This is a genomic window from Priestia endophytica DSM 13796, assembly GCF_900115845.1.
GTDB lineage: Bacteria > Bacillota > Bacilli > Bacillales > Bacillaceae_H > Bacillus_I > Bacillus_I endophytica.
In genome coordinates, this window is the sequence record NZ_FOXX01000026.1 from 1 (window position 1) to 12,770 (window position 12,770).

General features: G+C 37.4%; 16 protein-coding genes and 2 tRNA genes. 14 read left to right on the top strand and 4 right to left on the bottom strand.

The annotated features are described in order from the left end of the window. The first annotated feature begins 6 nt into the window (after positions 1-6). The 6 genes from BM012_RS24360 to tsaD all read left to right on the top strand — a co-directional run bounded on the left by BM012_RS24360 (position 7) and on the right by tsaD (position 2,953). Positions 7-83, top strand: a tRNA-Met gene (locus tag BM012_RS24360). 2 nt (positions 84-85) lie between these two features. After that, positions 86-161 (top strand) — tRNA-Asp (locus BM012_RS24365). A gap of 167 nt (positions 162-328) precedes the next feature. After that, positions 329-820 carry a tRNA (adenosine(37)-N6)-threonylcarbamoyltransferase complex ATPase subunit type 1 TsaE gene (tsaE, locus tag BM012_RS24370; protein WP_061803977.1) on the top strand — a complete coding sequence of 164 codons (492 nt, stop codon included), beginning with the start codon at positions 329-331 and terminating at the stop codon, positions 818-820. After that, positions 801-1,502 (top strand): tRNA (adenosine(37)-N6)-threonylcarbamoyltransferase complex dimerization subunit type 1 TsaB, encoded by a 702-nt coding sequence (tsaB, locus tag BM012_RS24375; protein WP_061803976.1) that lies wholly within the window; start codon positions 801-803, stop codon positions 1,500-1,502. Before tsaE ends, tsaB begins: the two co-directional genes overlap by 20 nt. Then, complete coding sequence (rimI, locus tag BM012_RS24380; RefSeq protein ID WP_061803975.1) at positions 1,503-1,946, top strand: ribosomal protein S18-alanine N-acetyltransferase; 444 nt, start codon at positions 1,503-1,505, stop codon at positions 1,944-1,946. It abuts the gene before it with no gap. After that, entirely contained in the window at positions 1,943-2,953 is a 1,011-nt protein-coding gene (gene tsaD, locus BM012_RS24385; RefSeq protein WP_061803982.1) for a tRNA (adenosine(37)-N6)-threonylcarbamoyltransferase complex transferase subunit TsaD, read from the top strand. Before rimI ends, tsaD begins: the two co-directional genes overlap by 4 nt. 137 nt (positions 2,954-3,090) lie before the next feature. On the opposite strand, the gene BM012_RS24390 is transcribed toward tsaD, so the two are convergent. Then, positions 3,091-5,025, bottom strand: coding sequence for an ABC-F family ATP-binding cassette domain-containing protein (locus BM012_RS24390; protein WP_061803974.1), 1,935 nt, complete (start codon positions 5,023-5,025; stop codon positions 3,091-3,093). Between the two features lie 222 nt (positions 5,026-5,247). Between BM012_RS24390 and moaC the strand changes: the two genes are divergently transcribed. From moaC to tatC, 4 genes are read left to right on the top strand one after another with little or no spacing between them, the layout of a single operon-like run. Further along, positions 5,248-5,751: a cyclic pyranopterin monophosphate synthase MoaC gene (moaC, locus tag BM012_RS24395; protein WP_074842931.1), complete on the top strand. Its 504-nt coding sequence runs from the start codon at positions 5,248-5,250 to the stop codon at positions 5,749-5,751. Between the two features lies 1 nt (position 5,752). Then, positions 5,753-6,400, top strand: coding sequence for a redox-sensing transcriptional repressor Rex (locus tag BM012_RS24400; RefSeq protein ID WP_061803973.1), 648 nt, complete (start codon positions 5,753-5,755; stop codon positions 6,398-6,400). Between the two features lie 41 nt (positions 6,401-6,441). Beyond that, a complete protein-coding gene (locus tag BM012_RS24405) occupies positions 6,442-6,627 on the top strand; it encodes a twin-arginine translocase TatA/TatE family subunit (protein ID WP_061803972.1) in 186 nt (61 codons plus the stop codon). 17 nt (positions 6,628-6,644) lie between these two features. Then, on the top strand, positions 6,645-7,397 hold the full coding sequence (tatC, locus tag BM012_RS24410; protein WP_061803971.1) for a twin-arginine translocase subunit TatC: 753 nt from the start codon (positions 6,645-6,647) through the stop codon (positions 7,395-7,397). A 58-nt stretch (positions 7,398-7,455) separates the two neighbouring features. Here tatC and BM012_RS24415 read toward each other — a convergent pair whose 3' ends face one another. Both BM012_RS24415 and BM012_RS24420 read right to left on the bottom strand, forming a co-directional pair. Further along, on the bottom strand, positions 7,456-7,659 hold the full coding sequence (locus BM012_RS24415) for a YdiK family protein (protein ID WP_061803970.1): 204 nt from the start codon (positions 7,657-7,659) through the stop codon (positions 7,456-7,458). Next, positions 7,656-8,375 carry a CPBP family intramembrane glutamic endopeptidase gene (locus tag BM012_RS24420; protein ID WP_061803969.1) on the bottom strand — a complete coding sequence of 240 codons (720 nt, stop codon included), beginning with the start codon at positions 8,373-8,375 and terminating at the stop codon, positions 7,656-7,658. The genes BM012_RS24415 and BM012_RS24420 overlap by 4 nt, the downstream gene beginning before the upstream one ends. Positions 8,376-8,736: 361 nt before the next feature. Here BM012_RS24420 and groES point away from each other — a divergent pair, with 361 nt between their 5' ends. Then, positions 8,737-9,021: a co-chaperone GroES gene (groES, locus tag BM012_RS24425; protein ID WP_019390669.1), complete on the top strand. Its 285-nt coding sequence runs from the start codon at positions 8,737-8,739 to the stop codon at positions 9,019-9,021. Between the two features lie 65 nt (positions 9,022-9,086). Further along, positions 9,087-10,718 (top strand): chaperonin GroEL, encoded by a 1,632-nt coding sequence (gene groL, locus BM012_RS24430; protein ID WP_061803968.1) that lies wholly within the window; start codon positions 9,087-9,089, stop codon positions 10,716-10,718. A gap of 114 nt (positions 10,719-10,832) precedes the next feature. Here groL and BM012_RS24435 read toward each other — a convergent pair whose 3' ends face one another. Beyond that, on the bottom strand, positions 10,833-11,324 hold the full coding sequence (locus BM012_RS24435) for a hypothetical protein (protein ID WP_061803967.1): 492 nt from the start codon (positions 11,322-11,324) through the stop codon (positions 10,833-10,835). A 251-nt stretch (positions 11,325-11,575) separates the two neighbouring features. On the opposite strand from BM012_RS24435, the gene BM012_RS24440 reads away from it, so the two are divergent. Together BM012_RS24440 and BM012_RS24445 are read left to right on the top strand one after the other, a co-directional pair. Further along, complete coding sequence (locus BM012_RS24440; RefSeq protein ID WP_061803966.1) at positions 11,576-11,998, top strand: hypothetical protein; 423 nt, start codon at positions 11,576-11,578, stop codon at positions 11,996-11,998. A 150-nt stretch (positions 11,999-12,148) separates the two neighbouring features. After that, on the top strand, positions 12,149-12,652 hold the full coding sequence (locus BM012_RS24445; RefSeq protein WP_061803965.1) for an Imm6 family immunity protein: 504 nt from the start codon (positions 12,149-12,151) through the stop codon (positions 12,650-12,652). Positions 12,653-12,770: the final 118 nt, after the last annotated feature.

A 12,770-nucleotide genomic window follows, 5' to 3' on the forward strand; every position in this document is an offset into this window, starting at 1 on the left:
TCATATCGCGGGGTGGAGCAGTCTGGTAGCTCGTCGGGCTCATAACCCGAAGGTCGTAGGTTCAAATCCTGCCCCCGCAACCAAAGGTCCCGTGGTGTAGCGGTTAACATGCCTGCCTGTCACGCAGGAGATCGCGGGTTCGATTCCCGTCGGGACCGCCATTTATAACATGTAGTATTGATTCGAAACAGACAGAATTGTTTCGTTTTTTTATTTATAGAGCACAAATTTATCCTTAGGAATAGCATCCTAAGGTCTTTTTTTTGTACAATGAAACTTAGGGCATCCTATAAGGGTATCTAAAACTTTATTAAAGCGAGGATAAATGATGAATAATATTGGAGAAGAAGTTTTCCATATCACTACTGAAGCACCCGAGCAAACAATGAAGCTTGCTGAGAAACTTGCTCATTATCTTCAAGAGGGAAACTTAATTTTACTTGAAGGAGATCTTGGGGCTGGAAAAACGACTTTCACAAAGGGATTAGCAAAAGGGCTTGGCGTTACTCGCAACGTGAACAGTCCAACGTTTACAATCATTAAAGAGTATCAAGGAGAGAAGCTCCCCTTGTATCATATGGATGTTTATCGCCTAGGAGAAAGTATGGAAGACTTAGGGTTTGATGAATATTTTGAAGGCAACGGTGTAACTGTTGTAGAATGGGCTCACTTAATTGAAGATCAGCTTCCTCTTTCACGTCTAGAGATAGAATTGTATCATAGAGAAGGAGATAAACGAGAAATTTGTTTAAAAGCTAAGGGATCCGAATATATAGATCTCTGTAAGGAGTTTATAAAAGATGAAAACATTAGCAATTGATACATCAACAGATACGCTTGGAGTAGCCCTTGTTGATGAAGATAAAGTGATTGGTGAAATCATTACAAATGTAAAGAAAAATCATTCTGTACGAGCAATGCCAGCAGTAGAAACACTTTTAAAAGATTGTGGAATGAAACCTAAAGATCTAGAAAGGATTGTAGTAGCAAAGGGACCTGGTTCTTATACAGGCGTGAGAATAGGAGTTACAATTGCAAAAACTCTCTCATGGTCTTTGAATATTCCTCTTGTTGGAGTTTCGAGCCTTGAAGTTCTTGCTGCAAATGGTCGTTTCTTTGATGGTTACATTTCGCCACTTTTTGATGCAAGACGTCAACAAGTTTATACTGGCTTATACAAATATGAAGATAAACTTGTGGAAGTAAATGCAGATGTGAACATTTTAAATGAAGCATGGGCAACTCAACTAAAAGAATTAGATCAAAAGATTCTTTTCGTAGGAAACGATGTTCCTCTACATCGTGAGGTTCTTACACATATCCTAGGAGAGAAGGCTTGTTTTAGTGAGATTGTAACCCATAACCCTCGTCCAAGTGAACTTGCTTTAATCGGAATGAACAAACAACCTGAAGAAGCTCATAGTCTTGTGCCAAACTACATTCGTTTAGCAGAGGCTGAAGCAAACTGGTTAGCTTCCCAAAATAAAATGAGCGAACGTTAAATGAACGTACATATTCGCTTAGCTTCTGTAGAAGATGTAAAAGCTCTTCACCAGATTGAGCTACATTCTTTCACTCTTCCATGGAGTGAAGAAGCTCTTCATAATGAATTATCTAAGAATAGATTTGCTCATTATACGATTATTGAATACGAGGGAGAAATTGTTGGCTATTGTGGAGTTTGGATTATTGTGGATGAAGCACACATAACAAATATCGCAATTTTACCAGAATATAGAGGAAAAGGTCTAGGGGAAAAACTTCTTCGGGCGGTTATGCAACTTGCACGTCAGTCAGGTGCATTAACAATGACCCTTGAAGTTCGGTTATCAAACGAGCCTGCTCGTTTCTTATATGAGAAGCTAGGTTTTGAACCTGGTGGAGTTCGAAAAAATTATTATGCAGACAATCAAGAGGATGCATTAGTAATGTGGGTGAAACTATGAAAAAAGAATTGATTTTAGCAATTGAAACAAGCTGTGATGAAACGGCTGTAGCCATTATTCAAGATGGAAAAGAAATTATCGCTAACGTTGTGGCATCTCAAATTGAGAGTCATAAAAGATTTGGAGGAGTGGTCCCTGAGGTAGCCTCACGTCATCATGTAGAACAAATGACCATTGTGATAGAAGAAGCTCTTCAGCAAGCAAAGCTGACAATGGAAGATATTGATGCTGTAGCAGTGACAGAAGGACCTGGACTTGTCGGTGCTCTCCTTATTGGAGTGAATGCAGCCAAAGCGCTCGCTTTTGCTCATAATAAGCCACTGATTGGCGTCCATCATATTGCAGGGCATATTTATGCAAACCGACTTGTGAAGGAAATGCAATTTCCTCTTCTTGCTCTTGTTGTTTCAGGAGGACATACGGAACTTGTTTATATGGAGGATCATATTACATTTGAAGTAATTGGAGAAACAAGAGATGATGCAGTTGGCGAAGCTTATGATAAGGTTGCAAGAACAATAGGTTTGCCATATCCAGGTGGCCCTCATATTGATCGACTAGCACATGAAGGAGAGCCAACATTAGATCTTCCGAGAGCATGGCTTGAAAAAGATTCGTTTGACTTTAGTTTCAGTGGCTTAAAGTCAGCGGTTATCAACACTCTTCACAATGCAAAACAGCGAGGAGAAGAGATTAAACCAGAAGACTTAGCTGCAAGTTTCCAAGAGAGTGTTATTGAGGTACTTGTAGGGAAGACACTTAAAGCAGCTGAAAAATACAATGTAAAGCAAGTATTGTTAGCAGGAGGAGTAGCTGCAAATAGAGGGCTTAGGGAAGAACTTCAAAAAACATTTGAGCCTTTTGATAAACAGCTGGAACTCATTATTCCACCACTTCCTCTTTGTACAGACAATGCAGCAATGATTGGTGCTGCTGCAAGCGAGCTTTACAAAAGTGGAAAAAGAGCTGCAATGGACTTAAATGCAAACCCTGGGTTAATGCTATAATCCTATCCACAGTGTTATCCAGAGTTTGTGAATAGTTTCAGGTTCCTTTTTTCATTCTCTGTGAGTTTGTGAATAAAAACTGTGGATAGGATGGTTATCCACAACAAAAAAAGCTCGTACATTTGTACGAGCTTTTTTTAGTCTTCAATTTGAATTTGAAGTTTTTCCCATTCTTCCATAAGAGAGAGAAGCTCTTCATTAAGCTTGTTATTTTCTTCTGTTAAAGCATAAGCTTTTTCATGATCTTCATAAACTTCTGGTTGAAGAAGTAAATTTTCGTTTTCAGCAATTTTCTCTTCTGCTTGTGAGATGGAAGCTTCAATTTCCTCAATGCGGCGTTTATATTGACGAAGCTTCTTTTTAGCTTCTTTCTCTTGTTCATATGTTAACCTATCATTTTTTATAGGTGTTTCTACACTTTTTTGATTTTCTGATGCTTCCATTTCTTTTAGCTCTAGTTCTTCAGCTTTCTTCTCTAAATAATAGTCGTAGTCTCCTAAGAATTCTTGAACGTTAACACGTGAAAGTTCAAGCACTTTTGTAGCAATACGGTTAATAAAATAACGGTCATGGGACACAAACAAAATTGTTCCTGGATAATCAACAAGCGCATTTTCAAGGACTTGTTTACTATCTAAATCAAGGTGGTTTGTCGGCTCGTCAAGAATAAGGAAATTGGCTTTTTTCATCATTAGTTTTGCAAGAGCAAGTCGGGCTTTTTGACCCCCACTAAGCGTGTTAACAGGCTTTAATACGTCATCTCCGCTAAATAGAAAACTTCCAAGGAGCGTGCGGATTTCTTTTTCAGGTGTTGATGGATAGTCATCCCAGAGCTCATTAATAACTGTTTTGGAAGAAGTTAATGTTGCTTGTTCTTGGTCATAGTACCCAACACTGACATTTGAACCGAACATTGTGTTTCCATTTAAAAGAGAGAGACGATTGACAATGCTTTTTAAAAGAGTTGATTTTCCAATTCCGTTTGGACCAACAAGAGCTACACTTTCGCCACGTGTAATTCGAATATTTAAGTTATCCACAAGTGGATAACTTTTTTCATATCCAATGGCTCCATCTTTAAGCTGAAATACTTCATTTCCGCTTTGTTTATCAATGGAGAAAGAAAATGAAGCCGATTTTTCGTCGCCTGATGGTTTGTCTATCTTTTCCATCCGTTGCAACTGCTTTTGTCTGCTTTGCGCTCTTTTCGTTGTGGAAGCTCTAGCAATATTGCGTTGAACAAAGTCTTGAAGTTTTTCAATTTCGTCCTGCTGTTTCTCATACTGCTTTATCTCTTGATCATACTGTTCTCTTTTTTGAACGAGATAGGAAGAATAGTTTCCAACATAGCGCTTAATTTGCCGACGTGAAATTTCATACACGCGGTTGACTACTTTATCAAGGAAATAGCGGTCATGTGAAACGATTAAAATTGCGCCTGCATATCCTTGTAAAAATTGCTCAAGCCATGAAAGTGTTTCAATATCAAGGTGGTTCGTTGGTTCATCAAGTATGAGTAAATCTGGTTTTGTTAACAATAATTTTGCAAGTGAAAGACGTGTTTTTTGTCCTCCACTAAGCGTTGAAATAGGTACGGAGTGATCTTTAAAGCGAAATCCATGTAAAATAGAACGAGTTTCTGCTTCATACTGATATCCACCCTTATCTTTAAAAGCTGCTTGAAGCATGTCGTACTCTTGAAGGAGCTTTTCATATTTGGTAGAATCGTTTAAAAAGGCAGGGTCACCCATTTTTTCTTCCAGTAAACGGATTTTCTTCTCCATTTCTTTTAGCGGTGAGAATACTGTCATCATTTCATCCCAAATGCTTAAGTCTGATTCAAGCATTGTATCCTGTCCCATATAGCCAAGTTCTACATCTTTTGGTTTTATAATTTCCCCACCGTCATAGGAGATTGCACCTGAAATAATTTTAAGCAGAGTGGATTTTCCAGCTCCATTTCGACCAACAAGGCCAATTCGGTCGTTTGATTGTACTTCCATTTTAATATTCGATAAAATAATATCAGCGCCAAAATACTTCGTGATATTATTTAGTTGTAATAAAATCATTTTTTCACCTCAGTTAATCCTTTACAATAAAGGGGGAAGAGCTCAGGCAGCTATTCTAGAGCTTTCCTTAGTTAAATAATTCACATTATGTTGAAAAAAAGGCTGCTATAGGTATTCTACCATACCTATAAAGGAGAGTTAAAAAGGAACATTCATATAGGTAGAAAAGTGCAAAGACAGATGACTAAAAATAGTGTATAGTCAAAATAAGGAGGAACTAAAGTGGGGTTTACTCATTTTAACGAACAAGGTCGCGCTAATATGGTCGACATCTCAGAGAAAGCTGAAACAACAAGAGTTGCAACAGCTGCTTCAAGCATTGAAGTAAACAAAGAAACATACGATAAGATTACATCACAAGAAATTGGAAAAGGTGATGTATTAGCTGTTTCTCAAATAGCAGGCATCATGGCGGCCAAAAAAACGTCTGATCTTATTCCAATGTGTCATCCTTTATTTATAAAAGGAGTAAATATTGAATTTAATTGGGCTGAAAAAGAAGGAAAATATCGCTTGCTTATTGAAGCTACTGTAAAGACAAAGGGGAGTACAGGAGTAGAAATGGAAGCGCTAACGGCAGCGTCCGTATGTGCTTTGACCGCTTACGATATGTGCAAAGCCATCGATAAAGGAATGATTATCGGTCCAACGTATTTGCTTACAAAAACAGGTGGGAAAAGTGGAGATTTTACAAGGGAACAAGGGTTAACAGATTGGGGGGTATAGTGTGAGTACAGAACAATTAAAAATACCGCAGGCAACAGCAAAACGCTTGCCTTTATACTATCGTTTTCTTAAGAATTTACATTCCTCAGGAAAACAGCGAGTATCGTCAGCAGAGCTAAGCGAAGCGGTCAAAGTAGATTCAGCAACAATTCGTCGTGACTTCTCTTATTTTGGAGCTTTAGGAAAAAAGGGATATGGTTATAACGTAAATTATTTACTTACATTTTTTAGAAAAACGCTAGACCAAGATGAATTAACGAAGATTGCGCTAATTGGTGTTGGTAATCTTGGAACGGCATTATTAAACTATAATTTCATTAAAAATAATAATACAAAAATTGAAATGGCTTTTGACGTTGATGAAAGCCGAGTAGGACAAGAAATTAGTAATGTGCCTATTTATCATCTTAACGATTTAGAAGAAAAATTAGGTAACGATATAAGCGTTGTTATTTTAACAGTGCCTGCAACAGCCGCTCAAGGTATAACAGACAGATTAGAGCATACTAGTGTAAAAGGGATATTAAATTTTACACCAGCGCGCATCAATGTGCCAGATTCAATTCGCATTCATCATATTGATTTAGCTGTTGAGCTTCAAGCGCTCATCTATTTTTTACGCAACTATCCAACAGAGTTAGTCAACTGAGGGAACGTGTAACACATTCCATTTAGAGGAGGTGGGAGAAGATGCTTAGCACGGGAAGTATTATTCTCATTGTCTTTGCAGCTCTCTTAATATTCGGTCCTAAAAAACTGCCTGAGTTAGGAAAGGCAGTTGGAAAAACACTGCGTGAATTTAAGCAAGGTGCACAAGGAATTGCAGATGATGAAGGGAAAGAAAAAGCAAAAGCGGATCATACTGATGTTAAATAATGCAAGGGTGAAGCGATATGAATGAACAAAACATGTCGATTTATGAGCATATTGGAGAGCTTAGAAGAAGAATTTTAATTGTTGCAGCCGTTTTTTTAGGTGCAACAATAGCAGGCTTTTTTCTTGCCGACAGTCTTATTGTCTATTTACAAGGTGCAGATGAAGTGAAAGAGCTTGAGATGAATACATTTCGTCTGACAGATCCAGTGAAGATTTATATGCAGTTTGCCTTTATTATTGGATGTGTTCTTTCCTCACCTGTGATTCTTTATCATGTATGGGCATTTGTAAGTCCTGGATTACTTGAAAAAGAAAGAAAGGTAACATTAAGCTATATACCATTCTCGGTGCTATTGTTCTTAGCGGGGGTATCATTTTCTTATTTTGTTCTCTTTCCATTTGTCGTTAAGTTTATGACAAGCTTAACAGAGCGTTTAGACGTAAATCAAGTGATTGGAATTAATGAGTACTTTGAATTTCTTTTTCAATTTACGTTACCATTTGGGATTTTGTTTCAAATGCCTGTTGTTGTCATGTTTCTCACTCGTTTAGGCATTATTACACCAATGACATTAGTGAGCATCCGCAAGTACGCATATTTTGTATTGCTTGTCATTGCAGCGATTATTACACCTCCAGAGCTTTTGTCTCATCTAATGGTGACGTTACCGTTGCTCGTTCTATATGAAATCAGTATTGGAATCTCATATTTTTCTTACAAAAAGAGTATGAAAGTGCAAGAAGAAGAGGAAAAATTCCATGTACAATAGAATATAAAATAAAGACAGCCTTTCATAGCTAAAGCTTGTGAAAGGCTGTCTTTATCTTCTACTGCTTCTTTTTCATCTTTTTGATACGAAAGTGAAGGATAAACGCTCTAATGGCAACCCCAATTTCTAGCGTTGCAAAAATGGTGAATATAATCGTCATAAAGTTAAAGACTGTTTCATGCGCATTTCGAATCGCAAGAAACGTAAAGATAATTCCTAAAAATCCATACATAATTCCCAAGTTAAGGGGAGTAGTTCTCATAGCTGAAAGCCTCCGAAAATTTGTTGAAGTTTCTCCTGTTGTTCGATGTATTTTTCAATATCGTCTTTAAAAACGTACTGCATCATCACAACGAATGTATTCATTGAAACATGTGCGAAGATGGGAACAAGAATAGATGACGTTTTGACATAGAGAAAAGCAAATGTTAGTCCCATCGCCATATAGACGAGAAGATGTGAAAAATCTTGATGAACAAGAGCAAAGATAAAGGAACTAATAATTGCTGCGATAAAGAAGTTAGATCGACCGTAAAGAGAACCAAAAATAATTTTACGAAATACTACTTCTTCTAAAATAGGACCTATTATAGAGACAACAGCAATTAGTAATGGAACAACTTCTACTAACCTCATAATGTTCTGGGTATTTTCTGATTCAGGGTTAACGCCGAATACGTTTGTTTCAATATTAGATGCAATTCCTTGCGCTAAAAGCGCCATAAAAACGCCTAGAATTGCCCAAGTTATAAGTTTAGACCAGTTGTATTTCTTACGCATGTTCATATCTGGTCTTAATAAGAGAAGCGTAATGATTAAGGCAAGGATAAAGCTAATGATTGTCCAATAAATGTTTGCCGTGACAAGCTCAGATCTTGTAGAAAATGCATTCATCTTCATTAGGGCATACAAAACTGGATATCCAGAAAGCTGCATTAATACGTACGTCAAAATGACATACCAGTAACGTTTAGTCAAGAAAAGAAAACCCCTTTACAATATATTTGAAGGTAAAACTTATGTACATTGCAAAACAATTCACCTTAGCTATTGTAACATATGATCGAAATGAGCTAACACTAAACGCAATCAGCGGTTTATCTATTTTACGCTCCGCAGTGGATAGAAATACATAGAATATCTTGTCATGTGCTCCTGAAGCCCTCTATAAAAGAAAACCCTTACTAAAATTTTCGGACTGAACAAAAGTGTTTTAAATTTTTTATACTTTTCACTTGCAAAAGATACCCAATTTATTTAATATAATAATTGTGTTAGCACTCATAGAGATTGAGTGCTAATAAAAAAAACTTACACATTATTGAGGAGGTTGTTTTACTTGTTAAAGCCATTAGGTGATCGCGTAATAGTTGAACTTGTAGAAGCTGAGGAAAAAACATCAAGTGGTATCGTATTACCAGATACTGCAAAAGAAAAGCCACAGGAAGGTAAAGTGGTAGCTGTTGGTACAGGCCGAGTATTAGAGAGCGGTGAGCGTGTAGCGCTTGAAGTTTCTGAGAGCGATCGTATCATCTTCTCAAAATATGCAGGTACTGAAGTTAAATATGAAGGAACAGAATACTTAATCTTGCGTGAAAGCGACATTTTAGCTGTTATCGGCTAAGCACGTAATTTATTTTTAAATATCATAACGTAAAATACATGAATAAATACTAGGAGGTTTTTAACATGGCGAAAGATATTAAATTTAGCGAAGACGCACGTCGATCAATGCTACGTGGTGTGGATGTTCTTGCAGACGCAGTAAAAGTAACGCTTGGACCAAAAGGACGTAACGTTGTTCTTGAGAAAAAATTTGGTTCTCCATTAATCACAAACGACGGTGTAACAATTGCAAAAGAAATCGAACTTGAAGATGCATTCGAAAACATGGGTGCAAAACTTGTTGCTGAAGTAGCAAGCAAAACAAATGACATTGCTGGGGACGGAACAACTACAGCAACTGTTTTAGCTCAAGCAATGATTCGTGAAGGTCTTAAAAACGTAACATCTGGTGCTAATCCAGTTGGCGTACGTAAAGGGATCGAAAAAGCAGTTTCAACAGCTGTTGCTGAACTTAAAGGTATCTCTAAACAAATTGAAGGCAAAGAGTCTATCGCTCAAGTAGCGGCAATCTCTGCAGCTGACGAAGAAGTTGGTCAACTAATTGCTGAAGCAATGGAGCGCGTTGGTAACGACGGCGTTATTACAATTGAAGAGTCTAAAGGATTCTCAACAGAGCTTGAAGTTGTAGAAGGTATGCAATTTGACCGTGGATATGCTTCTCCATACATGGTAACAGACCAAGATAAAATGGAAGCAGTTCTTGAAGATCCATATCTTTTAATCACAGATAAAAAGATTACAAACATTCAAGAAATCCTTCCAGTACTAGAGCAAGTAGTACAACAAGGTAAACCACTACTATTAATCGCTGAAGATGTTGAAGGGGAAGCTCTTGCAACACTAGTAGTGAACAAACTTCGCGGTACATTCAACGCTGTAGCTGTTAAAGCACCAGGCTTTGGTGACCGTCGTAAAGCAATGCTTGAAGACATCGCTACTTTAACTGGCGCAGAAGTTATCACTGAAGATCTTGGTTTAGATCTTAAATCTGCAAATATTACTCAACTAGGCCGCGCGTCTAAAGTTGTTGTAACAAAAGACAACACAACAGTTGTTGAAGGTTCTGGAGATTCTCAACAAATCGCAGCTCGCGTAAGCCAAATCCGTGCTCAATTAGAAGAAACTACTTCTGAATTTGACCGTGAAAAATTACAAGAGCGTCTTGCTAAACTAGCTGGTGGCGTTGCCGTTGTTAAAGTTGGTGCAGCAACTGAAACAGAACTTAAAGAGCGTAAACTTCGCATCGAAGACGCCCTAAACTCTACTCGCGCAGCAGTAGAAGAAGGAATCGTTGCTGGTGGTGGTACAGCTCTAGTTAACGTATATAACAAAGTAGCTGCTCTAAGTGAAGAAGGCGACGTTCAAACAGGTATCAACATCGTTCTTCGCGCACTAGAAGAGCCAGTACGTCAAATCGCACACAACGCTGGTCTTGAAGGATCAATCATCGTTGAGCGTCTTAAAAAAGAAGACGTTGGCACTGGTTACAATGCAGCAACTGGCGAGTGGGTAAACATGGTTGAAGCTGGTATCGTTGACCCAACAAAAGTAACTCGTTCAGCTCTTCAAAACGCAGCATCTGTAGCAGCTATGTTCCTAACAACTGAAGCTGTTGTAGCTGACAAGCCAGAAGAAAACGCTGGCGGTGGAATGCCTGACATGAGCGGCATGGGTGGAATGGGCGGCATGATGTAATTCATGCCCTCTACTCCTTAACATAGACGACTTATAAAAGCTATCTCTGTGAGAAAAGGTCTCTCATCAGTTTACAAAACTGGTGGGAGGCCTTTTCTTTTTTTAGGATGGTTTCTAACATAAAACAATTATTCTATATGGGGTTGTGTGAGCTGGAATGCTTTTAGTTGAAGCTCCGTAAATAACAATTAGATCTCGGTTTACAGGTATTCTTGAAAAAAATTGTCCGTTTGTTAATAGTATTTGAGTATAGGGCGCTATATTTATTTGTAATTGTCCATCACTACTCACTAACTGGCTATTAAAGTAATCTACTTTCACGTTCTGACTTGTACTCTCTTTTACAATAACAAGTGCTTGGTATTGTGGTGGATAAATAAGAGGAACAGGGGCGTCTCCGTCATAATATCCAGTTATATAATCTCCTACTGATACTGCAACATGATCGACAAAGTAAGTTGAAGGTCCTGCTACAAAATTTACGACCGCTCCTAATTCATTTTCTACTGAAATTAACTTGTAACACCCTGCATTTCCCTCATTCTCTCCTATATTCAAATCCGTAATCATCGTAATAATTCCATTAAAAAAATAAAAATTTGTCATTTCTATCCCTCCATTACTACACGAATGAACTGGTTATTTTCTGATGTACCATATGCAAACTTATGCCTATATGACACTTATAAAGAAAATGGGGAGTACGGATAAAACGCTCAAAAGGCTATTTGATTCACAGAATCTGCCACAGTAATCATGATATGTAGCCAAAGACCCATTGCTTAGCGAACAAGTTGATAGGTAAACAACTAAAGAATAGGATGCTGTAAGATTTGAAAATAAAGGAGTTTAATATTATGTATCCTTATCATAAAAACTTTGGTTATAGCTATTTGAATCATCAACAAACACATTCTCATTTAGACCAAACAGGCTTTGATGAAAGACAATTCAGTGGCTTTTTTCCTTCTACACCACCTACATCCCCACCACTGGGACCACCTAGAGCACCTAGTCAAGGGCCAACTTCTGGTCCACCAACTGCTCCACCGCCAACTTTTGTTCCTCAACAACAAGTAGAAACATTTGCGGTTGATCCAGGCGGTATTGCAAGATGTTTATTCAACGATACGTATGTATGGTTAAGGGGATTTGAACAGTTCTGGTTTTACCCAATATTTGTTGGTCAAACTTCTGTTTCAGGATATCGATGGACAGGGTTTAACTGGGTTTATTTTGGAATCAGCTTACAACAAATTCAATCGTTTACTTGCTTTTAAACAGATAGGGTCTACTATGTGATCTAATAAAGGTTTGTTAATGATAACAGAAGAGAGAGATCTTGATATAAAAAAGCTGTTCTAAGGAAAATTAAGCTTTTGAGCAGCTTTTTTATTGTGATAATTTGAAAGTGATAAGGGGGATTGCTCATGAACTTTCTACACTATCTTACTGCAGAGTCCAAAGTCGCTACAGGTTTAATAATTGCTGAAAAACTGTTTTACACAATAGAGTTCAATGAGCCTGGATATCAAACAGGTAGAGAGGCTCTTGATGATTGTTGGAAATGGCTTGCAGGGGAAAATGTAACTGGAGATTATCTTTATAACTACATAGACAGTGGGGATTACATAGATATAACTGAATTTGCCAACGATGAAGAAAATAGATTAAAACAACATGCATGGTATGCCGTTTTAGATGCAGTTTCCTATACCATTTATCAAGCATATGAAAAGGAAAATGTAAAAATTGTTCCTCAAGCAATGGAAAGTATTGATGACGATACATTGAAAACGTTAGGAGAAAATGCGATAGAATCAGGTTTATTTAATCTTGAAAGTATTAATAATATCAAAACATATATATTAGAAAATGATTCTTCAGGCTCAAAATTAAAAAGACCAACTTCTTTAATAGTAAAGCTGTTATAGATGAAAAACTAAAAGTAAATGTTGATAGCAATACGATGACCCATATATATAAAGGTTTATTAATAATAAGATAGAAAGAAATACTCACATTTTACTAGCAAATAAAAGGCTGCTCAAA